General features: G+C 35.6%; 13 protein-coding genes. 12 read left to right on the top strand and 1 reads right to left on the bottom strand.

Annotated elements, in window-relative coordinates; translation table 11 throughout:
• The first annotated feature begins 4 nt into the window (after nucleotides 1-4).
• The 6 genes from AC3ITQ_RS17295 (at nucleotide 5) to AC3ITQ_RS17270 (ending at nucleotide 13,880) form a co-directional block, all read left to right on the top strand.
• Nucleotides 5-2,209: a CRTAC1 family protein gene (locus AC3ITQ_RS17295; RefSeq protein ID WP_489235381.1), complete on the top strand. Its 2,205-nt coding sequence runs from the start codon at nucleotides 5-7 to the stop codon at nucleotides 2,207-2,209.
• Between the two features lie 23 nt (nucleotides 2,210-2,232).
• Nucleotides 2,233-5,526, top strand: coding sequence for a VCBS repeat-containing protein (locus tag AC3ITQ_RS17290; RefSeq protein ID WP_489235380.1), 3,294 nt, complete (start codon nucleotides 2,233-2,235; stop codon nucleotides 5,524-5,526).
• 173 nt (nucleotides 5,527-5,699) lie between these two features.
• Complete coding sequence (locus tag AC3ITQ_RS17285; RefSeq protein WP_489235379.1) at nucleotides 5,700-6,893, top strand: hypothetical protein; 1,194 nt, start codon at nucleotides 5,700-5,702, stop codon at nucleotides 6,891-6,893.
• Nucleotides 6,894-6,941: 48 nt separating this feature from the next.
• On the top strand, nucleotides 6,942-10,091 hold the full coding sequence (locus tag AC3ITQ_RS17280; RefSeq protein WP_489235378.1) for a SusC/RagA family TonB-linked outer membrane protein: 3,150 nt from the start codon (nucleotides 6,942-6,944) through the stop codon (nucleotides 10,089-10,091).
• Between the two features lie 16 nt (nucleotides 10,092-10,107).
• Complete coding sequence (locus tag AC3ITQ_RS17275; RefSeq protein ID WP_489235377.1) at nucleotides 10,108-11,556, top strand: RagB/SusD family nutrient uptake outer membrane protein; 1,449 nt, start codon at nucleotides 10,108-10,110, stop codon at nucleotides 11,554-11,556.
• 158 nt (nucleotides 11,557-11,714) lie between these two features.
• Nucleotides 11,715-13,880 carry a beta-glucosidase gene (locus AC3ITQ_RS17270; RefSeq protein ID WP_489235376.1) on the top strand — a complete coding sequence of 722 codons (2,166 nt, stop codon included), beginning with the start codon at nucleotides 11,715-11,717 and terminating at the stop codon, nucleotides 13,878-13,880.
• A gap of 412 nt (nucleotides 13,881-14,292) precedes the next feature.
• Here AC3ITQ_RS17270 and AC3ITQ_RS17265 read toward each other — a convergent pair whose 3' ends face one another.
• Nucleotides 14,293-15,759 (bottom strand): MFS transporter, encoded by a 1,467-nt coding sequence (locus AC3ITQ_RS17265; protein WP_489235375.1) that lies wholly within the window; start codon nucleotides 15,757-15,759, stop codon nucleotides 14,293-14,295.
• Between the two features lie 293 nt (nucleotides 15,760-16,052).
• Between AC3ITQ_RS17265 and AC3ITQ_RS17260 the strand changes: the two genes are divergently transcribed.
• From AC3ITQ_RS17260 to AC3ITQ_RS17235, 6 genes are all read left to right on the top strand, one after another.
• Complete coding sequence (locus tag AC3ITQ_RS17260; protein WP_489235374.1) at nucleotides 16,053-18,167, top strand: thioredoxin domain-containing protein; 2,115 nt, start codon at nucleotides 16,053-16,055, stop codon at nucleotides 18,165-18,167.
• Between the two features lie 757 nt (nucleotides 18,168-18,924).
• Nucleotides 18,925-21,525, top strand: coding sequence for a glycoside hydrolase family 31 protein (locus tag AC3ITQ_RS17255; RefSeq protein ID WP_489235373.1), 2,601 nt, complete (start codon nucleotides 18,925-18,927; stop codon nucleotides 21,523-21,525).
• A gap of 68 nt (nucleotides 21,526-21,593) precedes the next feature.
• A complete protein-coding gene (locus tag AC3ITQ_RS17250; RefSeq protein ID WP_489235372.1) occupies nucleotides 21,594-22,556 on the top strand; it encodes a glycoside hydrolase family 43 protein in 963 nt (320 codons plus the stop codon).
• Between the two features lie 26 nt (nucleotides 22,557-22,582).
• Nucleotides 22,583-24,130 carry a glycoside hydrolase family 43 protein gene (locus tag AC3ITQ_RS17245; protein ID WP_489235371.1) on the top strand — a complete coding sequence of 516 codons (1,548 nt, stop codon included), beginning with the start codon at nucleotides 22,583-22,585 and terminating at the stop codon, nucleotides 24,128-24,130.
• Between the two features lie 15 nt (nucleotides 24,131-24,145).
• Nucleotides 24,146-25,441, top strand: a complete 1,296-nt coding sequence (locus tag AC3ITQ_RS17240) for a family 8 glycosyl hydrolase (protein WP_489235370.1) — start codon at nucleotides 24,146-24,148, stop codon at nucleotides 25,439-25,441.
• 24 nt (nucleotides 25,442-25,465) lie between these two features.
• Entirely contained in the window at nucleotides 25,466-26,587 is a 1,122-nt protein-coding gene (locus AC3ITQ_RS17235; RefSeq protein ID WP_489235369.1) for an alpha/beta hydrolase-fold protein, read from the top strand.
• Nucleotides 26,588-26,629 lie beyond the last annotated feature (42 nt).

The following is a 26,629-nucleotide window of genomic DNA, read 5'->3' as shown; positions in this document are numbered from 1 at the left end:
AATTATGAAAATTAAACAGTTAATATTGCTATTTATAACATCTGCTTTAGCACAATCCTGCGATTATTTTTCTAATCCAAATGACAAAATGATTAAGATTTTGGAGGCCAGAAAAAAAATGTACGATGTGAAAGAAAATGCATTTGCTTCAAAAACGGAAGTGGCTTATTATGACTCTATAATCAAAAGTTCAGATGAAGGTTTTTTTAAATTAACGAACGAGTTAAATAAAGGAAATGCATTATTAAAGCTCGGAAAAGAAGCGGAGTCTGTAGCCATTATCGAAAGTGCCATTAACAGAATGAAGAGGCTGGATGGCAAAGACGATGTGAAATCACTACAATCATTAGGCATTGCGTACATGAGGCTTGGTGAAAAACAAAATTGTGTGAATTACCATAATCCGGAATCCTGTATTATGCCCATACAAAAAAACGGAATTCATGCAATACGTGAGGGTTCTCAAAAAGCGATTGAAGTTTATAAAAAGTTATTAGCGATAAACCCTAATGATTACGAATCAAGATGGCTGCTCAACATTGCCTATATGACACTAGGGGAATATCCGTCAGAAGTTCCCAAACAATGGCTGATACCCAATCTGAATAAAGATTCAGGCTATAGTATAAAACCTTTTCTGGATGTTGCCGCAAACGCAGGTATAAAAGGAAGAAACATGTCGGGAGGTGTTATTGTGGATGATTTCAATAACGATAATTATCTGGATATTGTGACCTCTGACTGGAGCCTGGATGGGGTGATGCATTATTATCAAAACGATCAAAAAGGAAAATATATCGATAATTCTAAAGTTTCAGAAATAGGCCGTTTCAAAGGAGGATTAAATATGATACAGGCAGATTATGACAATGATGGAGATACGGATATTTTTGTTTTGAGAGGTGCCTGGATGCGTAAATACGGAAGACAGCCGAATTCGCTTTTACGCAATAATGGCGATGGTACTTTTAGTGATGTAACCATTAAAAGCGGGTTGTATTCTGAATTTCCAACTCAGGCTGGAACCTGGAATGATTTTAATAATGATGGTTATCTGGATTTATTCATAGGCAATGAATCATCAGATGAATCCTATCCTTCAGAATTATATCTAAATAATCAGGATGGCACCTTTACGAATGTTGCCAAAGCTGCAAAATGTGATGTGGTCAGTTATATTAAAGGAGTAACAGCAGCAGACTACGATAATGATGGTGATATAGACTTGTTTCTCTCCGGAATGAATAAGAGAAAAATTTTATTAAAAAATACCGGACTCAAAAATGGGATTCCGCAATTTAAGGACGTTACAGATCAGGCAGGATTGGCAGGTATTAATGTGATGACTTTTCCAACCTGGTTTTGGGATTATGATAACGATGGCTGGCAGGATATTTTTGTTTGTGGTTATCAATATAATGGTTCTATTGCAGGCGAAATTGCCATGGAAGCCCTCAATATTCCAAATGAAAGCAGTAAAATGTATTTGTACCATAATAATCATGATGGCACTTTTTCAGATGTTTCTAAAGAATCGGGGCTAAGTAAAACCGTATTTGCAATGGGATCCAATTTTGGAGATATAGATAATGATGGTTTTCTCGACATGTACCTCGGAACCGGAAATCCGGATTATAAATCACTCGCGCCAAATCGATTGTTTAGAAATATGGGCAATGGAAAGTTTGCTGATGTTACGGTTTCCGGACGTGTAGGAAACTTGCAGAAAGGGCATGGCGTGGCTATTAATGATCTTGATAATGACGGCGATTCTGATATTTTTATTGAAGTTGGAGGTGCTTATTTTGGAGATTCTTTTAGTAATTCCTTATACATGAACCCGGGTCAAAACAATAATCGCTGGATAAAATTACAATTAGAAGGTACAGACAGTAATCGTTCTGCCATTGGAACAAAAGTAAAAGTCACTTTCAAAGAAAACGGAGTTTCCAGATCGGTGTATAGAATCTTAAACTCAGGTGGTAGCTTTGGAGCATCGGCTTTAAGAATGGAGATCGGGATTGGACAAGCAAAAATCATTGATCAGATCGAAATTATCTGGCCCAAAAAACAAAAGAAAGAAGTGTTTAAAAACATTAAACCCAATCAATACATTAAAATTATTGAAGGAGAAAATAACTTTTCGAAAATAGACATTAAAAGAACTATTTTTTCAACGGCCGGAGCACATTCTCCTGTTTGTATTTAAAAAAAAATATTAGAATTATAAATATGAAAAATATAAAAATAAATGTAGCTTTTTTTAGCCTTCTGGGTTTATTAGTACTTGTTAGCTGTTCCAAAGAATCAGATGAGAAGATCTTTACTACATTAGATCGTTCTGAAACGGGAATTGATTTTAGTAATAATCTGAAAGAAAATGATTCACTGAATTACTTTACCTACAATTATATTTATTTGGGTGGAGGAGTTGCTACCGGAGACATTAACAATGATGGACTGGTGGATATTTTCTTTACGGGAAACCAGGTATCCAATAAACTATATCTGAACAAAGGAAAATTAAAATTCGAAGATATTACCAAAAAAGCTGGCGTTGGTGGTGATTCTCGCTGGTACAGTGGCGTTGCAATGGCCGATGTAAATGGTGATGGTTTTTTGGATATTTATTGTAGCGTAGGAGGTAAATTCGGTCCTAAAAACAATGAATTATACATCAATAATGGTAACGGAACTTTTACAGAAAAAGCCAAGGAATACGGCATTGATGATATAGGAAACAGCGTTCAGGGAACCTTTTTTGACTACGATAAAGACGGTGATTTAGATTTATTTGTAGCTAATTATCCACCAACTAGATTCAATTCTGCCACAGGTGATTACGTGCAAATGATGCGCAATGTCAAAGACAATGAATCAGGACATTTATATCGAAACGATGGCAATCATTTTGCTAATGTTACCGAACAAGCAGGTGTAAAAAATTATGGATTATCATTAAGTGCTACGGTTGGTGACTTAAACAACGACAGCTGGCCGGATATTTATGTTTCTAACGATTTTAATTCTCCTGATTTTATGTACATCAACAATCAGGATGGTACTTTTAAGGAAGTAGTAAAAGAGGCTATGGCGCATAATTCTTTTTACGGAATGGGTGTAGATATTTCTGATTTCAACAACGATGGAAATTTAGATATTTTTCAGGTAGACATGGATGCGAAAGACAATCGTCGTAAGAAAGCCAATATGTCCAGTATGAATCCCAAACTTTTTTGGGATGTAGTTGATGCAGGTTTTAACTATCAATACATGCACAATTGTATGCAGTTAAATACAGGAGTTAATGAAAATGGTATTCCGCATTTTGGGAATGTATCTCGTATTACCGGAACTTCGTCTACAGATTGGAGTTGGGGGCCTTTATTTGCCGATTTTGATAATGACGGAAATAAAGATTTGTTTGTAACGAATGGAACAAGAAGAGAAATTAATAATAATGATTTCTTTCATAGTTTAGAAGCGCTTAATCTACAGCCAAAAGATTTGCTTAAGAAGTCACAAGAAATTCCTTCAGAGAAGATTGATAATTTTATGTTTCAAAACAAAGGAAACTTAAATTTTGAACAAGCCAATAAAAAATGGGGAATTGAATTCAAAGGTTTTTCAAATGGTGTAGCGTATGCCGATTTGGATAACGATGGTGATTTGGATTTAGTCGTAAATAATATCGACGATTATGCCTCTGTTTTTGAAAATTCAAGTTCTAAACTTAATAATTACATCAAAGTAAATTTTAAGGGAAATACTAAAAATACTTTTGGTTTAGGGAATCGTGTTTACATAAAAACGAAAAAAGGAACCCAAATGCAGGAACTTACGTTAACCAGAGGATTTCAGTCTTCGGTGGCTCCTGAATTACATTTTGGTGTGGGACAGGACAAAACTATTGATGAAGTAAAAGTGGTTTGGACCAATGGAAAAGTGCAAAAATTCTCTAATGTCAAAGTAAATCAAACCTTAAGCTTTAAGGAACAGGATGCCAAAGAAGAAGTAGCTGTAAAAACAGCACCTAAAACGCCTTTGTTTGCAACTGAAAACACCGTTTTTCCGGCTTTCAAACACGAAGAAAATAAGTACGATGATTTTAAAGATCAGGTTTTATTGCCTCATAAAATGTCGACTTTTGGTCCTGCTATTGCAGTTGGAGATTTAAACAAAGACGGTTTGGATGATTATTTTATTGGAGGTTCTGCAACCTATTCAGGAAAAATATTTATGCAGACAAAGAATGGTTTTGTAGAAAAAAACAGTCAGGCACTTGAAGATGATAAAGCAAGTGAAGATACAGGAGCTTTAATTTTTGATGCTGACAATGACGGGGATAATGACTTATATGTAGTAAGCGGTGGTTATGAATTTTTGGTTAACGATCCAAAATTACAAGACAGATTGTACATCAATAACGGAAAAGGCGATTTTACAAAAGCTCCAAAAGGAGTATTGCCAACGATGTTGACAAGTGGCTCAAAAGTGTACCCTATTGATTATGATAAAGATGGAAAACAAGATTTGTTAGTTTTAGGAAGACAGGTTCCGGGACAATATCCATCACCGACAACTACTTATTTGTTGCATAACATAAGCACTGCAACTCAGCCAAAATTTGAAGTTTCTAAAAAGGCTCCTAAGGAATTTACCAATTTAGGTATGGCAACAAGTGCTGTAATTACGGACTTTAATAATGACAAATTAGCTGATATTATTGTGGTGGGCGAGTGGATGCCGATCCGTATTTTTCAGAATACAACAGCTGGTTTCAAGGAAGTTACTAAGAACATGGGACTTAATGACGATACTACCGGTTGGTGGTGGAGCATTCAGCAAGGTGATTTTGACCATGATGGCGATATGGATTATGTATTAGGAAACAATGGTCTGAACTACAAATACAAAGCAACTCCTAATGAAACCTTTGATATTTATGTAAAAGATTTTGACAATAATAAACACAAAGATATTGTCTTGAGTTATTATAATGATGGCAAGCAATATCCGGTTCGTGGCCGTGGCTGTTCGTCTCAGCAAATTCCAAATATTAAGAAAAAATTCAAAGACTATGAAAGTTTTTCAGAAGCTACTTTGGTTGATGTTTATACAGAGAAATCACTTAAAGAAGCCCTGCATTATAAAGTAAAATCATTTGCCAGTATTTATTTAGAAAATAAAAACGGCAAGTTCATCATCCACGAACTTCCGGTTGAAGCGCAGCTTACCTGCATCAATCAGATAATGATAGATGATTATGATAAGGATGGCAAACTTGATATTTTAATAACGGGTAACATGTACAACTCCGAAGTTGAAACACCTCGAAATGATGCTGGTCATGGATTGTTTTTAAAAGGAGATGGCAAAGGGAAATTCAAATCAGTTGCAGCAACTGAAAGCGGGTTTTTTACTCCGGGCGATGTTAAAAACATGGAAAAAATTAATGTAAAAGGGAAAACGTATCTCCTGGTCACTAAAAACAATTCGTTTTTACAAAGTGTGAGAATTAACTAAAACCTTTCATAAAAAACATCTTACTGAAATGGTTGTTTCACAATACTTACAAGGCCCAAAGTGGTCTTGTAAAGTATTGTTGTACACATTATTTAATGTTTTCAGCGAGTTAGCTGTTTTTCTAAAATTTTATAATTCAGTTCGTTTTTAGAAAATAAAACCAAACCAAAATCATGAAAAAAATAGCATCATTATTATACTTAATAATATTGTTTTTAATCGCTTTTCAAACCCAAAAAATTAGTGCTCAGGGTTGTGTGGCTGTACGTCAAATGGGAGGCCTTTTTATGAATTCTGCCAGTTCCTACAATTTAAACAAAGGCGAATTTCAGGTAGGGACAAATTACCGCTATTTCCATTCCTGGAGGCATTTTGTTGGTAAAGAAGAACAATTGGAGCGTCAAACCACAGGGGGCGGACATGACGCAAATGGCGTAGAGCAGGGTAATGCCGTAAATATTTATTCGCATGCACTTGACTTTAATTTTTCGTACGGAATTACGAATAGAATCCAGATCAACGCCACATTACCTTATGTGCACAACGAACGTTCTCAGGTATTAAGACAAGCAACGCCAGTAAAAGATACACTTAGATACAGCGTTTATGCACAAGGTTTTGCAGACGCCCGGGTAAGTGTGAATTATTGGTTTTTTGATCCAAAAACGGCTCATAAAGGCAATTTAATGCTAGGATTGGGAGTAAAGCTAAATACCGGAAGCCATACTAAAATGGATGACGCCCCACAAACCGACGGCACAACAAAAAACGTCATCATGGATCAGGCCATTCAGCCGGGTGATGGCGGAATTGGAATCGCAGCAGAATTACAAGTATTCCGACAAATAACCGGTCGTCTTTACGGATTTGCAAACGGCTATTATTTATTCAACCCAAAAGAATCAAACGGCACTTTTAAATCACCACCAAAAGCAGGTCTTGAAGGCTACGAAATTTATGCTTGTCCCGATCAGTATTTTGCAAGGGCAGGATTGTCTGCAGCAATAGATAAAAAAGAAAATTTTAGTGTTTCACTCGCCGGAAGAATTGAAGGTATTCCAGCTTATGATGCTTTTGGAGGCCAGGTTGCTTATCGCCGCCCTGGTTATGTTATCGCAATCGAATATGGTTTTGCTTATCATATCGGAAAACATAATTTTAGTTTGTTTATCCCCTATAATATAGTGAAAAACCGTATTCAGAGTGCTGCTGATATTGCCAGTCAGAATTTGCAAAATTCAACTATCACGGATCCATCCAAATATGTGCACGTGCAGGGAGATGCCGCTTTCGCAGATTATTCTATCAATTTAGGTTACTCGTACCGATTTAGTTTAGGCAAAAAAATGAAACTATCGATGCCGTAAGGAACTTCAGAGGAAAACCCTTTTTAATTTAAAATCAATATTTAGAATATGTTTCGAGAAAAATATATAAAGTTAGTATGCTGTTTCTTCCTTTTGCTTAACATCCAAATGCAGGCACAACAGCAAAATTTGAATGGGATAGTCGTAGATAGTAAAAACGATTTGCCATTGAGCGGCGTAACCATTGAGTCAGAAAGACAAGAAATTATCACTAATGAAAATGGCGAATTTGTTATTCAAAATCAAAAATTGCCAGTTAAATTGACCGTAAGTTTTATAGGATATAAGACGCACGAAATTGTGGTGAATACTTTTGACTCATTAAATATAAAACTAATCAGAGACTCCAATCAATTAGATGAAGTGCTGATTTCGAGCGGCTATTTATCTCAAAAAAAATCGGAGTTTTCCGGTTCTGTTGCTACGGTCTCTGCAAAACAATTACAAAACCGTCCTTCAACTAGTTTCGATCAGCTTTTAGGCGGTCAGGGAACAGGAATTGATGTAATCCAATCTACAAGTGTTTTAAATAATACACCAGTAATTAGGGTTAGGGGATTAAATACTATTACATCCGGACTTTTTCCTTTGATTGTAGTAGATGGTGTGGCTGTTTTCACAGGCTCTTTGGGTGGATTTGTAGGTAACAATCCGCTATCCGGAATTAATCCCAATGATATTGCCACTGTCGATGTATTGAAAGATGCTTCAGCAGCAGCCATTTATGGTTCCAGAGCAGCTAATGGTGTTATGGTTATTACCACTAAAAAAGGAAAAAAAGGAAAAACAAGATTCAATTACAATACCTGGTTTAGTCGAAGTACACCTTACAATTTGCCTAAACTATTAAATGCGGAAGATTATACGATGATCAAAAACGAAGCTTTGGTCAATGCCGGTAAAGCACCGGGTTTTTTCTTATCTAAGAATCCTGATGGAAGTACGGTGGATACAAATTGGTATGATGTAGCGTATGAACCTGGGATTTCAAGCAATCAGAATCTTAATATTTCTGGAGGTAATGAAACCACTCAGTATTATTTTTCAGTAGACTATACTAACCAAAATAGTTTTATTAAGAACAACACCTTTCAAAATTACATGACACGTTTAAACCTTAGTCATGAAGTTAACAGGTCCATTCGGGTCGGAATTAATCTCTCCTACAGCAGGGCCAAAAATGTAGGTCCGAATACGGGTGCCGTAGCAGGAAACACTTTATCATCCTCCACTTATAACACGGAATATATTACCAATGAACCTTTAGGAAGAATGACCTATGTTTTGCCTCCTAATGTGCCAGTTTACAACCCAGATGGATCTTATAGCATTCAAAACGGAATAAGTGTAGGTTATGGCGCTAACATTCCGTCAATTATCGGGACAATTAATGCCTACAATCTGGCTATGGTACAGGAACTTGATTTAACCACTTCAATCAGTAAATCGCTTTTGGGGAATATATATGGCGAGTTTGATATCACCAAAAAATTAATCTTTAGAACTAGTTATGGATTGAATACAATTGGTCTTGAAAATAAATTGATTTTAAATCCCATTCACGGAGGAGGAGCTGCATACAATGGTGTGGCAACAAACATAGCAACAGATTTAGCAAGAACCGATTGGGCAAATACACTTACCTACAAAGATGCTTTTAAGGAAAATCATAATTTCTCAATTCTGCTAGGTTATGAGCGTATTAAAACTACGCTGGATAGCTGGGGCGCTTCTCAAAGCAATGTCACTGATCCGTATTATAAGAATTATCAGGGAAGTTATGCTAACATTTCGCCTATCGGTAATGACCTTTCTGAAAATGCTTTATTGTCTTATTTTTCAAATTTAAATTACAATTTTAAAAACAAATATTTTCTCAGCTTAAATTATAGAATTGATGGTTTATCAGCTTTACCTGAGGGAAATAAATATGGTAGTTTTGGAGGAGGTTCAGTAAGCTGGAATCTTCTGGAAGAATCTTTTCTTAAAGATTCAAAAGTAAGAGGTTTTCTGGATAACTTAAGATTGAGGGCCAGTTACGGAATTGTAGGAAATAGCGAAATTGGAAATTATCCTGCTATCGGAACTTACAATTCATCAACTTATGGCGGTTCACCAACCTTAGGATATTCACAAACTGCCAACCCAAACTTGAAATGGGAAACAAGTTCAAAACTCGATTTAGGACTGAATTTTGCCATGCTGAACAATCGCATTTCAGTGGAGTTTGATTATTTCAATAATAAAATTAGAGATTTGATTCTGAAAACACCACAGTCACTTTCTGCTGGAATTCCAAATAATTATATCAATGAAAATGTGGGCGGTATGTACAATACAGGTTACGAAATAGGTATTAATGCACTTGCTGTTACGAGCCGAAATTTCAATTGGAATATAAGTCTGAATCTTTCTACTCTTGAAAACAAAGTGACGTCTTTATCAAGTGATGTCTTTGTTCCAAGTGTTTTTGGAGTACAAAATATGACAAGAGTTGGCTATTCTATCGGGTCCGTTTTTGCGGTGCCAACAAAGGGTGTAAATCCGGATAACGGACAAATGGTTTTTATAAACAGTGCAGGCAAAGAAGTGCAATACAATCATATTGGTTCTCCAAAATGGACCTACCTCGATGGTAGTGCAGCTCCTGCGATAGATAATTATAAAGATGGTGTGATACAAGGTCCTTCCTTGCCAAAATTATTTGGAGGTTTAAACAACACTTTCAGTTACAAGAATTTTGTTTTGAACGTCAATCTGACTTTTGCTCAAGGGAACAAACTTTATAATGGAACGCGTGCAACCAATTCGGATCAGCGTTATTTTAACAATGGAGAATTTATAAAAAACAGATGGACGACTCCAGGTCAGGTTACTGATATTCAAAAATTGTATTATGGCGATAATGTTTCGGCTGGTTTTTCATTCTCCAGTACTTCAAAAGTCGAGGACGGTTCCTATATAAAATTTAAAAATGTGTCTTTAGGATATAATGTACCAATGGAACTTTCTTTTCTAAAAAATACTTTTAGCTCTATTTATGTGTATTTACAAGGAAACAATTTTTACACTTTTACCAAATACAGAGGTTCTGATCCTGAAGTTTCGATCAATGGAAACTCTATTAATTCAGGAAAAGATCAAAATGTTCCGCCCAACGCCCAAGTATATACTTTGGGTTTAAATATTGGATTTTAAATTAAAATCAAAGATGATGAAAAAATATATTTTAATGAGCTGTTTTATTCTGATGTTTACGGCAGCCTGCAATGACGATTTATTAGATACTCAGCCAGAAACCAGTATTCCAGAATCTATAGCGTTTAGTACTCCGGAAAAAATTTTGGCGCAAACCAATAACCTGTACAAACAATTACAAAATCAAAGCTTTTATGGAGGAAGATTTATTGTTTTTAATGAACAGCGGGCCGATCAGTTTGGGCAAAATGACGGAAATGCCGCAACAGGTTCTGCGGTGTGGAATCAAAATGTAGCCTCGACAAATGATTTCGTAAATAACGTTTGGTCGGTTGGATATACCGCAATTAATGCGTCAAATATTCTAATCAGTAAAATGAATGAAACGACAGTGATTTCAAAAGAACTGGCTAAAAATTACATTGCTGAAGCCAAATTTGTTCGTGCTTTCTGTTACTTTAGTTTAATTCAAACCTATGCTAAACCGTATAATCAGGATAAAGGCTCATTGGGTCTTCCTTTGCGATTAACGGCAATTACAACTTCAGGAAATAATGATTTGGCCCGAAGTTCTGTTGAATTGGTCTATAATCAAATTCTGAAAGATTTAGATGAAGCCGAAACAGATTTACCGGTTAGTTATACAACGCCATTACTAAATACTTCCAGAGCTAAAAAAGTTACGGCAATTGCATTAAAAACAAGGGTTTTATTGGTACAGAATAATTTTGAAAAAGCAATAATAGAAGCTAAGAAAATTGTTTCTGCTACCCCGCCTTTTCAATATACAGAAGGAAATTTAACTCAAAAATTAGAACCTAATTATGCCGCTATTTTTGGAGGAAGTTATACAGGAACTGAAGCTGTTTTTTCTATTCCTTTTGCAAATTCAACTACCGAAACCCCTTCTGCACAGTATGCGCTGTCCTATAATTATTTAACGCAGCCTATTATTTTTTTAGCAGCAGCAGGAATTGTCAGTGATCCCGTTTTTAGTACTGCTTCTGATGCTCGCTCAGGTCTTATCGGTACAAGTGCGGCAAATCAAAAAGTATTAAAAAAATTCAGTGTCACAACAGCACCTTTTAGAGATTACGTACCTGTAATTCGTTATACCGAAATACTGTTAAATTATGCAGAAGCGGCTGCCAATACGAATGATTTAACATTGGCAACAGCGCTGCTTACAGCGGTTAGAAATCGCTCCGATCCTAATTATGTTTTTCCTGCAAATGACATTACAACAAAAGAAGCACTGATTGCAACAATACAAAAAGAAAGAGATATTGAATTTTTAGGAGAAGGTTTTCGTTTGATGGATTTACAAAGAAAAGTACAAACCCTTCCAGCCAAAAAAGGCTCCATCGGAACAGCTCCTTTGGTCTTGCCAACTAGTAGTAATTATATTTGGCCAATTCCAAGCGGGGAAATGGCTGCAAATAAATTAATGGAGCCGAATCCTTAATTTCATGCTTCATTTCTTATATAAAATGCTTGATTTTTGGGATTTATTTATTTCGTATTCTTCTATTTTTGAAAGCTTATTAATTAGGGGGTATTTTCTATTTAATACTCAAATTTAATTATTTAATCTAAACCAAAAGGTTCTCTAAAACATATAAAATGAGATTACGATTTATAGCTGCGGCTTTGTTTTCAGTTTTTTTTCAAAGTTCTTTTTCGCAAACCAATACTTCTACGGAAAAAAGAATTCAACAGTTAATTAAGAAAATGACTTTGAAGGAAAAGGTCGGCATGTTACATGGAAACTCTAAATTTTATACAGAAGAAGTAAAACATCTCGGAATTCCGGAATGGGCCTTGTCAGATGGTCCACATGGAGTAAGAGCAGAAATGAATCGCCATAATTGGCAATATGCAGGACTAACGGATGATGCCTCAACCTCTTTTCCTCCGGGAACAGCCATGGCAGCAAGTTGGAATCTTGAACTGGCAAAACAACGCGGTATTGTTTTGGGTGAAGAAGCACGCTTTCGTAAAAAAGATGTTTTACTTGGACCAGGAATCAATATTATACGTTCTCCGCTTTGCGGAAGAAATTTTGAATATTTGAGTGAAGATCCATTTCTTATTTCGCAGCTTTCCATCAATTATATTAAGGCCTTGCAAACTCAGGATGTTGCCGCATGTGTAAAGCATTTTGTAGCTAATAATCAGGAAGAAAACCGTTTTGTGGTAGATGTGACTATGAGCGAACGCGCCTTACGAGAAATTTATTTGCCGGGTTTCAAGGCTTCTGTCGTTGATGCCGGTGTTTTAGGCGTTATGGGAGCCTATAATAAATTCAGAGGATCCTATTGTACTGAAAATGATTATTTAGGGCGAACACTTTTGCGTGATGAGTTTAAATTTAAAGGCGTTTATATGTCTGATTGGGATGCCGTTCACAGTACTGAAAAAGCAGCTTTGGCCGGTTTAGACTTAGAAATGGGAACCGAAAAAGAAAATTATAATGACTGGTATTTCGCAGATCCGTTGATTAAGGCTGTTCAGGAAGGGCGAATAAAAGAAAGTTTAGTCGATGAAAAAGTAGCCAATATTCTGAGAGTCATGATAAAAACGAAAGTTTTAGATCCAAAGACACGAATTAAAGGTTCTATCAATACAAAAGAACACCAACAAGCAGCTTATCGTTCTGCGGTAGAGGCGATAGTGTTGCTAAAAAACGAAAAGCAAATTTTACCGTTGAATATGAGTACCATAAAATCAGTAGCACTTATTGGTGATAATGCAACCCGTACACATTGCGGCGGCGGATTTAGTTCAGAAATAAAAGCTTTATATGAGGTAACACCGCTTCAGGCTCTGACTACTAAATATGGAAAGTCTATGCAGATAAATTTTGCACAAGGTTATGAGAAACAATCTCATGTTGTGGAAAGAAGCAGCGACGGTCAATTAAACACCGACAAAGTAGATTGGAAATTAATCGAAGAAGCAGTTGCTCAAGCCAAAAAATCGGATGTAGCAATTGTTTTTGCAGGTTTGAACCATGATTTCGATTCAGAATCATTTGACAGATTACACATGCGTTTGCCTTACGGACAGGAAACTTTAATTCAGGAAGTAGCCAAGGCAAATCCTAAAACAATTGTAGTGATTATTGCAGGTTCTCCACTTGAATTGGCGGGTATTGAGTCACGTGTGCCTGCAGTAGTTTGGGGTTGGTATGGTGGAATGGAAGCAGGTAATGCTGTAGTTGACGTATTGAGCGGCAAAGAATTTCCTTCGGGAAAATTACCCTTTACGTTGCCTGTTACTTTGAATCAATCTCCCGCACATGCTTTAGGAGCTTATCCCGGGCACGATTTAAAAGTAAATTATGAGGAAGATATTTTGGTAGGATATCGTTGGTTTGATACAAAAGGAATTGAACCTCAATATCCTTTTGGTTACGGTCTGTCTTATACTTCTTTTGATATCTCTAATGTTACTGCTGATAAAAAAGTATACAGTGTAAATGATGAAATAACAGTAAAATTTACTATCAAAAACACAGGAAAAACAGACGGTGCAGAGGTAGTTCAATTGTATGCTGGCCAAACAAAATCATCCGTTTTAAGACCTAAAAAAGAATTAAAAGCATTCGACAAAATATTTCTAAAACCAGGAGAAGAAAAGACAATTGATTTAAAAGTAAAGGTAAAAGATTTGGCTTTTTATGATGAGAAAAATGCTGCCTGGAAAGTAGAACCAGGTGAATTTGTGCTTTATACGGCTACATCAGCCGAGAATATTGTAAATACGCTTCCTATTACGGTACAATAAGAGAATAATATGTAGTTTTTTTACAGTAATACAGTTCGTTCTTCGAACTGTATTACTGTTTTTTTTTAGCACGTACTTTGCGTTAAATTTTTTACCACAGAGAACCACAAAGATTTTTCACAGAGTTGCACGGAGAACATTAAACTTTACGCTTTTCTGTGACTTTGTAAGATTAATAAAAACTTTGTGGATCTCTGCGAAACCTTTGTGGATCTCTGTGGTATTCAGTTACACAGCTTTACCGCAGAGATACACGGAGATTTAACAAAGAGTTTCACGGAAAAAATTAAACTTTTCGCTTTTGTGAGTTGGCGAGATTAAATAAACTCTTTGTGTATCTCTGCGAAAACTTTGTGTATCTCTGTGGTATTCAATTACACAGCTTTAACTCATAGCTAGATATCAAAATGGGCTAATTTCCTCTTCTTTCCTTTAAATCTTTTTCAATTCCAATTTCCATATTTCTATCAATTACATAAAAGCACAACAGAACGGCGCTTATGATGAATATAAAGCCTGGATAAATGCTTATACACAATTTAATTCCCTCTACAGCTGCCGGAACCTGATTAACCTCTTCAGCAACATAACCATATTTGGATAAAAAAGCGGCACCAAGAGCACCGCCAATACTGATACCTATTTTTAGTCCGAAAATCATAGCCGAAAAAACAGTAGCAGTTGCTCTTCGATTGTTTTTCCATTCGCTGTAATCGGCCACATCTGCAATCATCGCCCATAACAATGGAATAGTTACTCCATAAATAAATCCATGTGCTAATTGCGTCAGAAAAACCAGTGCAATAGCTGTCCTGCTGTAAAAATTAAAAAGCAGCAAGCTTAAAGCCGACAAAAAAATGAAATTGATGTAAATATTTCTTTTGCCAAAAGAATCTGCAAGTGATTTTGAAAATAGAATTCCTAGAATCATAAAAAGAATTCCACCAGCATTAAAAAGACTAAATGCCGAAGTAGGAACATCTCCAGGCCACTGAAAGTCTACTAATCCCATCGTTATCAAAGAATTATTCAGGTCATGAATAAATGCGGTAAAACCAATATCATTCAAAAATACAGTTTGCGCAACAGGATCTAAATAATATTTAAAATAGAAAACATACATTCCGCCTTTTAAAGACAATGTTATAAAAACTAAAATAGTAACCAGTAGCATAACCAGCCAGGGACCATTTTTAGTTAGGTCTATAAAATCCTGTCGAACTGTAGATTTCTGGTGCCTTGCGGGTATGATTCTTTCTTTGGTAGTAAAAAACGTAATTAAAAAACAAATCACACCTGTAATCGCAAATAGAATCATCGTATTTTTAAAACCAACTGCCTTATCACCGTGTCCTAAAATTAAGACCAATGGTAATAAAAGGGACTGAATTATAAATTGAGCTACCATTACGGCAACAAAACGATAGGAGGAAAGACTATTTCTTTCTTTCATGTCACCAGTTAAAACTCCACTTAAAGCAACATACGGCAAATTATTGGCTGAATAGATTATAACTAGAAAAAAGTAAGTGAGTAGCGTATAGATAATCTTGCCATTTTCTCCAAAATTTGGAGTTAAAAAAGTAAGAACAGCGCCAATTCCAAAAGGCAGGGCAGTCCATAATATCCAGGGCCTGAATTTTCCCCAGCGGGTTTGGGTGCGATCAGCAATAACCCCCATAATAATGTTAAAAAAAGCACCAATAAAGCCACCAATAAAAATAATAATACTTGCCGTTCCGGCAGGAATTTTATAAACATCAGTATAAAAGAAAGCCAGAAAGGTTAGTAAGGTTTGAAAAATCAAATTTGCTGCAAAATCTCCTAAACCGTAACCTATTTTTTCCAGTACAGAAAGTTTTTGTGATGTATCACTCATCAATATACTGGTTGACTTTTTTCTGCTTATATTCATCGTGTTCCTTGAAATTTTTTAGAGCGATATTATCTTTAAAATAGCGCTTCGTTTTCATTTCATTTAAATAAAATGTTAAACGTAAAAATAGCTTGAAAGTTGAAATAAGATTGTCAATTTTGAAGCCTTTAATATCAGATTTGAAGCATTCTTTAGTTGTAGTAAATCTATTAAATTTAAATTGCTATTTTAGCTTCTGATTTAAAGAAAACAACTGAAAGTCAACATTATTATTCACATTTTTTTTATTTACTTATATGCGCATTTTCCATCTTTTGTTGATCGTTTCCTGTGTTTTTATTAGTTGTAATAAAAAACAGCATACTGAAGAGCATCACAAATATACCAATGATTTAATTAATGAAACTAGTCCGTATCTTTTGCAGCATGCGCACAATCCTGTAGATTGGAAAGCATGGAATCAGGAAGCGTTGGACAAAGCAAAAGCAGAAAATAAACTTATTATTATTTCTGTAGGATACTCTGCCTGTCATTGGTGTCATGTTATGGAAGAAGAAAGTTTTGAAAATGAAGCTGTGGCTAAATTAATGAATGACAATTTTATTAGCATAAAAGTGGATAGGGAAGAGCGTCCAGATATTGATCAGATTTATATGAATGCGGTACAATTAATGACGGGCAAAGGCGGATGGCCTTTAAACTGTATTGCACTTCCTGATGGGCGCCCTATTTTTGGAGGTACATATTTTACAAGAGAAGAATGGACAAAAGCTTTAACAGATCTCTATGATTTGTATAAAAAAAATCCGAAGAAAGCCAGTGAATATGCTGATAAATTAGTAGAAGGAATTCAGAAATCAGAATTAATTTCAGTTAATAATAGTCCGGCTGATTTTAAAAGGGCAGCGCTTTCGGAAGCGTTAAAATTATGGCAGAAAGAATTAGATTATAAAGAAGGCGGTTTAGCTGGCGATACCAAATTTCCAATGCCAGGTGCATTGAGTTTTCTGCTACGTTACAGTATCCAAAATAATGATAAAGCGATCCAAACCTATGTACATACAACATTAACAAAAATGGCGAATGGAGGAATTTACGATCCAATCGGTGGCGGTTTCTCCAGATATGCTGTAGATTCAAAGTGGCATATCCCTCATTTTGAAAAAATGCTTTACGATAATGCACAATTAGTGAGTTTGTATGCGGATGCTTATTCGACAACCAAAAATGAATTGTATAAAAAAACGGTAGTTGAAACATTGAATTTTGTAGAAAAAGAACTCATGGCTTCCAATGGGGCTTTTTATTCCTCTTTAGACGCCGACAGTAAAAACAAATCAAGCAAACTGGAAGAAGGTGCTTATTATGTTTGGAAAAAAGAAGAGTTACAAACGTTGTTAAAATCTGATTTTTCTCTTTTTCAAAAGTACTTCAACATCAATGAAAATGGTTTGTGGGAAAAAAGAAACTATGTTTTATATAAGACACAATCAGATAAAGACTTTGCAATCAAAAATAAACTGACGATAACAGAACTGGATTCTAAAATAAAAAACTGGAAACAAATACTTTTGGCGGCTAGAAACAAAAGAGCAAAACCGCATTTAGATGATAAGACTTTAACTTCATGGAATGCTTTAATGATAAAGGGCTATGTTTCTGCTTATAGGGTATTTAAAAATTCACATTATAAAGAAGTCGCTTTGAAAAATGCCAATTTTATTGTTAACAATCAGCTGCAAAAAGATGGAAGTTTAAATCACAGCTATAAGGAAGGCAAAAGTAGTATTGCTGGTTTTTCAGAAGATTATGCTACTGTGATAGATGCGTTTATTTCTGTCTATCAAATTACACTCGATGAAAAATGGCTCAATAAAGCGAAACAATTGACGGATTATACAATAGCTCATTTTTGGGATAAAAAATCGAATCTGTTTTATTTTACCTCTAATACTTCAAAAGATTTAATTAGCAGAAAAATGGAAATCGTGGACAATGTAATTCCTGGTTCTAATTCTATGCTTGCCCAAAATATATTTTTATTAGGGCATTATTATTCTAATGATAGGTATTCCAAAACTGCGCAACAAATGTTGAATAATGTAAAAGCAGACGCCTTACAATCGCCAACAGAGTATTACAATTGGTTAAATTTAATGTTGAATTATACCGATGATTTTTTTGAGATTGCTATTTCCGGAAAAGATGCTTTAGCCAAAACAAGCCAGCTTCAGAGCTATTATTTGCCTAATATCCTTATTGCAGGAGCAACTAATGAAAGTAAGCTTCCTATTTTAGAAAATCGTTTTGCAGACAATCAAACCTACATTTATGTCTGTGTGAACAAAGCTTGTAAAATGCCAGAAAAAGAAGTAAATGCGGCAGTTGGTAAAATAAAAAATGGTTTGTAGAAAACAATTAAACAATTAAAAAATCTTCGCAAGATTACTTTAGTAGTGTCTTACCTTATTAATAGAAAGGATTTTAGGGTTAACAAGTTTAGATGCTGATACTATTCTAATGCGCAACCAGTTGTTTTAGATCATATTCTTTCTTCAAAGGTTCGAAACAGTAATCTTATTGATTTGCAAGTATTTGATGATTAATTTTCCTGATTTTGACTTTTACGACTTATGTAATAAAAATGGATTATGTCTTTTAAATTGTCAAAATTTTCTTTTAAAAGAATAATACAATTGAGTTTAATTTGGTTTTTCAGTATTAAAATTAAGTAGAATGTTTTTTATTGGATCTTTTTTTGATAATTCTTACGTTAAATTATTAAGCAACCGGTTGTGTGTTGGTTGTTTTTGTTTATATTTGTAATAAATACACTTATTAAGATTTGTAAAAATGGAATTTCTATATAATTAAAGACTTTGAGTTTGGATTTAAAAATTAATGTTGGTTATAAGTGTTATTCTACAAAATTGGTTTATAACTAAGGGTAAGGTTAGTTTTTAAATTAAAGCCGAAAGCTTAAACACTTTCGGCTTTTTCATTACGATCGAATTATTCAGCTATAATTCGATGATAGTAAAAAGAAAATAATAAGAATGAATTATTTAAAATCATGAACTTAAAAAATATTTTAGTGCTTTTTGCTTTTCTTGCCTCATGTCAGTCCTGGTCATATCCGCATCATACTAACGGATAAATAGTGAAATTATGAAAACAACTATATATATATTATTTCTAGTTTTTATGTTCACTTCTGTGAATGCACAGCAGTATAAAAAACACTCTGTAAGCAAGGATAGATTATCTATTGCTTTATCTGCAGGAGAGCTTAACATAATTCCTCTTACCGAAAAATCGATACGTGTACAATATCAGATAGAAGATAAAAAAGAACAGCAAGACTTCGTTTTCATCAATAAGCCTGATGTTCCTCATTTTGCAATAAAAGAAACTGCCGACAATTTAGAACTCAGTACAAAAACAATCGTAGTTACATTCAATAAAAAAACAGCCGTAATTTCATATAGTGATAAATCAGGCAGTGTATTTCTTAGTGAAAAAGCAAATACAAGATTGTTAAGACCGAGCAAAATTATGGGCGAACCTTGTTACGTAGCTGAACAAGGTTTTGAATCTCCTCAAGATGAATATTTGTTTGGATTAGGACAGTTTCAGGATGGTTTTTATAATTTAAAAAATGCGACACGCAAATTAATCCAGGTCAATACACAAATTGCAATTCCGTTTTTGGTGTCCAATAAGGGCTATGGGTTATTATGGAATCAGTATGGGTTGACGTATTTTAATCCAACAAATCAGGAAATTTCTTTGATTAAGAATACAGTTAGTGAAGGTGAAAAGCAAGAAGTCGAAGTGACAACAACTTCGGGAACTCAAAAAGTTTCACAACAGCAATCTATTTACTCCGGAAATTTTTCAGTAGCCAAAGACGGAGAATATTCTATATTTCTGGATCTAGGAGATATGGATAGCCGTCAGCTAGTACTAATTGATGGTATTGATGTAATCAATCAATCAAATTTATGGTTACCACCGGCAGTAGGTAAAATAGTTCACTTAAACGCAGGAGAGCATAAAGTAAAAGTAATTTGTAAATCAAGCAATATACTATCTCTTAGTTTAAAACTTTCAAATAACGAAACTGTTTTTAATTCTCCCAATGCAAAATCACTTGATTATGTAGTTTTTGCAGGAAATAATACAGACGAAATTATAGGCAATTACCGTAATCTAACGGGTAATGTACCAATGCTTCCTAAATGGGCATTTGGATTTTGGCAATGTCGGGAGCGTTATACTTCGGGAGAGCATTTGGTTTCAACTGTAAAAGAATTCAGAAAACGTAATTTACCGGTGGATGTAATTGTGCAGGACTGGCAATATTGGGGTAAATATGGATGGGGAGTGCCAAAGTTTGATGAAACAAATTATCCGGAACCTGAAAAATTTATAAAAGAAATTCACGATTTAAATGCTCATTTTTCTATTTCTGTCTGGGAAAATTTAAATAAAGAATCTGAAATAGGGAAGGAATATGTAGCAAAAAATTTATTTATTCCGAATAGCCCGTGGATCGATATTTATAATCCCGAAACCCAGAAAACACATTGGAATGCACTTAATAAAAATTTATTTAATCTGGGAGTAGATTCCTGGTGGATGGATGCGACTGAACCTGAAAACGATGCCTTACGAGGTAAGCAGACTCATTTTGGATTAGGTGATTTTTACCGATTAAGCTATCCGTTATTTGTTAGTAAAGCGGTTTATGAAGGTCAAAGAAAAACTAATCCGGACAAGAGGGTCACTATTCTTACCCGATCTGCTTTTTTAGGACAGCAGCGTTATGGTACTATCAATTGGTCGGGCGATATAGGCTGGGATTGGGACGCTTACAAACGTCAGATTGTGGCTGGCTTGAATTATAATCTTACCGGAATGCCATATTGGACAACCGATATTGGTGGATTTTTTCGCCCTGGTCCGACACAATATACTGATAAAAAATACCATGAAATACTCACTCGCTGGTTTCAGTGGGGTGTTTTCAATCCGATATTTCGCATTCATGGTTATCAAACAGAAACCGAGCCCTGGAAATATGGAGAAAAAGTAGAAAGCAATATGCGATCGATGCTCAATCTGAGATATCGATTGCTTCCCTATATCTATTCAGAAGGCTGGCAGATTACGACGAATAATTCAACCTTGATGCGACCTTTAATTATGGATTTCAATGATGACGAAACTGCAGTTAGTAAAGCTTATGAATACATGTTTGGAAAAGCATTATTAATAGCACCCGTTATCGCTCCCGATGTTACAAATTGGGATGTTTACTTGCCAAAGCAAAATGCCTGGTTTGATTTCTGGACCGGAAAACGATTCGAAGGAGGACAAACTGTTTCAACGTCAGCTCCATTAGATAAAATTCCCGTTTTTGTAAAAGAAGGTTCAATTGTTCCTCTGGGTAATGTAATTCAGGATGCACATTCTAAACAAGATGTATTAGAACTTCGAATTTACACAGGTAAGGACGCGGCGTTTACATTTTACAATGACGAAGGTGATAATTACAATTATGAAAAAGGAAAATATGCTGAGATTCCTATAAGGTGGAATGAAAAAAATCAAACGCTGACTCTGGAAAGACAAATAGGAAGTTATCAGAATCAAACAGGATCATATAACATGAATATTGTATGGATCTCCGGAAAGCAAAACGATACCATTTCTGAAACAATAAAGTATGTTGGGAAAAAAGTAGTAATAAAAAAGACAAATTAAACTGAATTTGAATGCAATATAATTAAACGCAGGATCACCATTAACTATCAAACCAAAAAACCGTTACAATGAAAAACCATACCAAAATTTTATTTGCGCTACTATGTTGCGTATCAGCAATTAAAACTACAGCACAAAATCCTATTATAAAAAACATCTTCACTGCTGATCCTGCGCCTATTGTACATAAAGGAACCTTGTATTTATATACAGGACATGATGTTGCAACCGAGCAGGATACGAATTACAAAATGGCCGATTGGCGTGTATATTCGACAAAAGATATGGAAACGTGGCAAGATCATGGTACACCGCTTTCACCAAGCACATTTTCCTGGGCAACCGGTGATGCTTACGCAGCGCAATGTATCGAGAGAAACGGAAAGTTTTATTGGTTTGTTTCCACATTTCACAAAAAAGATGATGTAAGCGGAGGAGGCGCTGCGATTGGTGTGGCCGTTTCTGATAGCCCAACTGGTCCTTTTAAAGATGCAATTGGCAAAGCGCTTATTATTAATGAAATGACTACAGACATGACGTATGCCTGGGACGATATTGACCCGACAGTATTTGTTGATGATGACGGACAAGCCTATATGTTTTGGGGAAATGGAAGCTGCAAATGGGTAAAACTGAAAAAGAATATGACCGAGGTAGATGGCCTGATCACTACTTTCAAACCCAAAAATTATATCGAAGGACCGTGGGTGTATAAACGCAAAGGAATTTATTATTTAGTTTATGCCAGTGCCGGAACAAAACCTGAAATGATTGAATATTGCACTGCCAAAAAACCAACAGGACCTTGGGAATATCAGGGCATTATTCAGGAAAACGTATCCAATAGTTTTACGACTCACCCGGGTATTATTGATTACAAAGGCAAATCATACTTTTTTTATCACAACGGAAGTTTGCCTACAGGCGGAAGCTACAGACGTTCTGTTTGTGTAGACTATATGTATTATAATGAGGATGGAACCATTCAAAAAATAATACAAACCTCCGAAGGTGTCAGTAAAATAAAATAGTGTCTCTTAATTTAATCTTTTGTCCCATGAAAAAAGGAATTAAGTTCGTTTTCGTCTTCTTTGTTTTGTTGACTCAGACGGTTGCTTTGGCGCAAGCCCAAAATCCAATACTTTTTGCTGATGTGCCTGATATGGCTATAATAAGAGTAGGCAAAAATTATTATATGAGCAGTACTACGATGCACATGAGCCCGGGTTTGCCTATAATGAAATCCACAGATCTCGTCAATTGGAAAATCATCAATTATGCCTATGATACTTTGGCAGATATGCCGGAATTAAATTTAACAGAAGGAAAAAGCACCTATGGCAGAGGTTCGTGGGCAAGTAGTCTGCGTTTCCATAACGGAATGTATTATGTAACCACTTTTGCACAAACCACAGGTGAAACCTATATTTTTAAAACTACAGCTATAGAAAAAGGAAATTGGCAAAGAGTTTCTTTTAAACCCGATTATCACGACCATTCGTTGTTTTTTGATGATGACGGTAAGGCATATTTAATCTACGGAGGGGGTAAAATCAAATTGGTTGAACTCAATGATGATTTAACCGGAGTTAAACAAAATGTTCCGGAGAAAGTTATTATAGAAAATGCCAGTGAACCTGCAGGAAAGAATATTATGCTAGGTGCAGAAGGTTCTCAGTTATTTAAAATAAAAGGAAAATATTACCTGTTTAATATTTGCTGGCCTCAGGGCGGAATGCGTACCGTAATCATTCATAGGGCAGATAATATTAATGGTCCGTGGGAAGGGAAAGTAGGTTTGCAGGATTTAGGCGTTGCTCAAGGCGGACTTATAGACACTCCCGACGGTCGCTGGTTTTCCTATCTTTTCCGCGATTTTGGAGCTGTTGGCAGAATTCCGTATATGGTTCCTGTAAAATGGGAAGACGGTTGGCCAATATTAGGTGAAAAAGGCAAAGTTCCCGAAAAATTAAACCTGCCAACGAGTAAAGGCTTGATTCCGAATTTGGTCGCTTCTGATGAATTTAATCGCAAGAAAGGACAAGAAACACTTCCATTAGTATGGCAATGGAATCACAATCCGGATAATACACTTTGGTCTTTAAAAGAGAGAAAAGGCTACTTGCGCCTTAAGGCAGGAAGAATTGATACTGATTTTCTCTTAGCAAGAAATACACTCACACAGCGCACTATTGGTCCAACAAGTTCAGCTTCTGTTGCTTTAGATATTTCTAAAATGAAGAAAGGTGATTTTGCCGGATTATCAGCTTTACAAAAAGAATACGGATTGTTGGGAGTAAAAGTGGAAGAGGGTAAAAAATCAATAGTAATGGTAAGTACTATTAAAGATAAAGCTGTTGAAGTACAGCGAATTCCTTTAGATCAAAATCAGGTTTATTTTAAAATTGATTGTGATTTTACAAACAAAAAAGATGAAGCCAATTTCTTTTACAGTTTAGATGGAAAAGTGTGGAACCCGATAGGAGACACTTTAAAAATGAAGTATACCCTTCCGCATTTTATGGGATATCGTTTTGGTTTGTTCAATTATGCCACAAAAAACACTGGCGGATATGTTGATTTTGATTGGTTTAGAATTAAATAGTAAAAAAGATAAATTATGATAATAGATAAAAGTATTACAAATGAATTTCTAATTAGAATTCACGTTTTGGTTTTGTTATTCGGATTGATTGTACCCGTTTTGGCCGTTGGTCAAATTAAAAAGAAAGCAGAAAAATCAGAATCAAAACCGCAATACCGTAACCTTTTTAAGGAAGCAGGTTACACTCAAACGGATATTGACAAGAAATTAGCCAAAGCGTACCATGATGTTTTTGAGGGACCAAACAAGGTATATTTTGAAGAAGGCGATTCTTTAGGATATGTTTCCGATATCAAAAATAAAGATGCCCGTACCGAAGGAATGTCGTATGGAATGATGGTCGCCGTTCAACTCAATAAAAAAGAGGTTTTTGACCGAATTTGGAGATGGTCGGTTAAATACATGCAACATCAGGAAGGGCCAAGAGAAGGCTATTTTGCATGGAGTGTAAATCCTGAAACTAAAAAACAAAATTCAGCCGGCTCTGCTTCAGATGGAGAATTATACTATATCACCAGTTTGCTTTTCGCTTCTAATAAATGGGGCAACGACACCGGAATAAATTATTATAAGGAAGCCAGAAGAATACTGGATGCCATGTGGAAAAAAGATGGTACTGATGGTATTCATAATATAATCAATACCGAACACAAGCAAATATCTTTCGTACCTGAAAGAGGAGGTTACAACTGGACAGATCCTTCTTATCATGTTCCGGCATTTTACGAAATATGGGCTTTGTATGCAAAAGATGGCCACGAACAATTTTATGCAGCATGTGCCGATGTTTCCCGTAATTTTTTGCATAAAGTGACTCATCCCGTAACAGGTTTAAATTCAGATTACACTGAATTTACAGGAGAACCTCATCCTACCCCGTGGATGCCTCCCGGATTTCGTTATGATTCCTGGCGTGTTCCTATGAATATCGCAATGGATTATACCTGGTATGGAAAAGATAAAAAGTGGCAGGAAGAGTATGCGCGAAAATTCCAAAACTTTCTAAGATCAAAAGGATTAGACACTTTTGATGATCAGTTTAATCTGGATGGTTCTAAACCGGAATTTATTCTGCAGGCCGGTCCGGTTAAAAAACTCAGACATTCTATAGGATTAGTAGCAACTTCAGCTACAGCCTCACTAGTCAATCCCGATAAGGCAAGTATTGATTTTGTTCACGCGCTTTGGAAAGCAAAGCTTGAGCCTTATGAAGATGGTTATTTTGATCCGTACTACGATGGCTTAATGTATCTCTTCAGCTTAATGCATTTAAGTGGGAATTATCAAATTATAAATCCGGCAGTTAAATAAATTTTAAACTTAAAAAATAAAAATATGAAACAGTATACAGTTGTGCTCGTATGGGCTTTTATTTTATCAGGGTTTGTTGGTTTTTCACAAACCAATACAACTATTGCCGAAGATTTTAAACCTTCAACTGTCAATCAACCCGGACAGGAATATCCGCAAGTCAATTCTCAGGGTTACGCCAGATTTCAAATTATGGCGCCCGAAGCTAAATCGGTTGTAGTAAGCCTTGGGTTAGGTGGAGCAAAAGGAGGTACAATCCTTACCAAAGAGGAAGATGGTTTGTGGAGAGGCACCACAGCAGGCGCCATGGACGAAGGGTTTCATTATTATCATGTTACAGTTGACGGAGGCGTTTTTAACGATCCGGGCGCACTCAACTTTTACGGCTCAACCCGTTGGGAAAGCGGAATCGAAATTCCGGCGCATGATCAGGATTTTTATGCTCTGAAAAATGTTCCGCATGGAAACGTACAGCAAATTCTTTTTCCTTCAAAAAGTACTAATACCTCTCGCAGGGCTTTTGTTTATACGCCACCAGGATATCATAAAGATAAATCAAAGCAATACCCGGTTTTGTATTTACAGCACGGTTGGGGAGAAGATGAAACAGCCTGGAGCAATCAGGGACATGTTAATTTGATCATGGATAATTTGATTGCAGAAGGTAAAATAAAACCATTCCTGATCGTTATGACTTACGGAATGACGAATGAAATTAAATATGGTGGCTTAGCAAGTTTTAAAATAGAGCCCTTTCAGACGGTTGTTACAGAAGAATTAATTCCGTATGTGGATTCCAATTTCCGAACGCTTGCTAATCAGACGAATCGTGCCATGGCGGGTTTATCGATGGGAGGTATGGAAACAAAATCGATAACACTCAATAAACCGGAAGTTTTCTCTCACTATGCACTTCTTAGCGGTGGAACTTATAAACCGGAAGATATTAAAGACAAATCAAAAGTCAAACTGATCTTTTTAAGCTGTGGTAGTAAAGAGCGTCCTGATGGTATTAAAGAAGCTGTGTCAAATCTTAAGACTGCTGGTTTTAATGCCGTTCCCTATATTTCTGAAAACACCGGACATGAATTTCAAACCTGGCGTCGCAGCTTTAAAGAATTAGCGCCGCTTTTATTTAAAGAGTAGTGATTTTTCAGGAATACTAATCCATTCATTTAATATACAGTA

It is taken from the genome of Flavobacterium sp. KH_001 (genome assembly GCF_057840745.1).
The sequence above is the reverse complement of the archived record's forward strand: the minus strand, read 5'-3'. Positions and strand labels throughout refer to the sequence as shown.

Excerpts from the sequence above, each read along its gene's own strand:
- AC3ITQ_RS17265 (WP_489235375.1), bottom strand. The coding sequence starts at position 15,759 with ATGAGTGATACATCACAAAAACTTTCTGTACTGGAAAAAATAGGTTAC.
- AC3ITQ_RS17235 (WP_489235369.1), top strand. The coding sequence starts at position 25,466 with ATGAAACAGTATACAGTTGTGCTCGTATGGGCTTTTATTTTATCAGGG.
- AC3ITQ_RS17295 (WP_489235381.1), top strand. The coding sequence starts at position 5 with ATGAAAATTAAACAGTTAATATTGCTATTTATAACATCTGCTTTAGCA.
- AC3ITQ_RS17250 (WP_489235372.1), top strand. The coding sequence starts at position 21,594 with ATGAAAAACCATACCAAAATTTTATTTGCGCTACTATGTTGCGTATCA.
- AC3ITQ_RS17240 (WP_489235370.1), top strand. The coding sequence starts at position 24,146 with ATGATAATAGATAAAAGTATTACAAATGAATTTCTAATTAGAATTCAC.
- AC3ITQ_RS17255 (WP_489235373.1), top strand. The coding sequence starts at position 18,925 with ATGAAAACAACTATATATATATTATTTCTAGTTTTTATGTTCACTTCT.
- AC3ITQ_RS17260 (WP_489235374.1), top strand. The coding sequence starts at position 16,053 with ATGCGCATTTTCCATCTTTTGTTGATCGTTTCCTGTGTTTTTATTAGT.
- AC3ITQ_RS17280 (WP_489235378.1), top strand. The coding sequence starts at position 6,942 with ATGTTTCGAGAAAAATATATAAAGTTAGTATGCTGTTTCTTCCTTTTG.
- AC3ITQ_RS17285 (WP_489235379.1), top strand. The coding sequence starts at position 5,700 with ATGAAAAAAATAGCATCATTATTATACTTAATAATATTGTTTTTAATC.
- AC3ITQ_RS17275 (WP_489235377.1), top strand. The coding sequence starts at position 10,108 with ATGAAAAAATATATTTTAATGAGCTGTTTTATTCTGATGTTTACGGCA.
- AC3ITQ_RS17245 (WP_489235371.1), top strand. The coding sequence starts at position 22,583 with ATGAAAAAAGGAATTAAGTTCGTTTTCGTCTTCTTTGTTTTGTTGACT.
- AC3ITQ_RS17270 (WP_489235376.1), top strand. The coding sequence starts at position 11,715 with ATGAGATTACGATTTATAGCTGCGGCTTTGTTTTCAGTTTTTTTTCAA.
- AC3ITQ_RS17290 (WP_489235380.1), top strand. The coding sequence starts at position 2,233 with ATGAAAAATATAAAAATAAATGTAGCTTTTTTTAGCCTTCTGGGTTTA.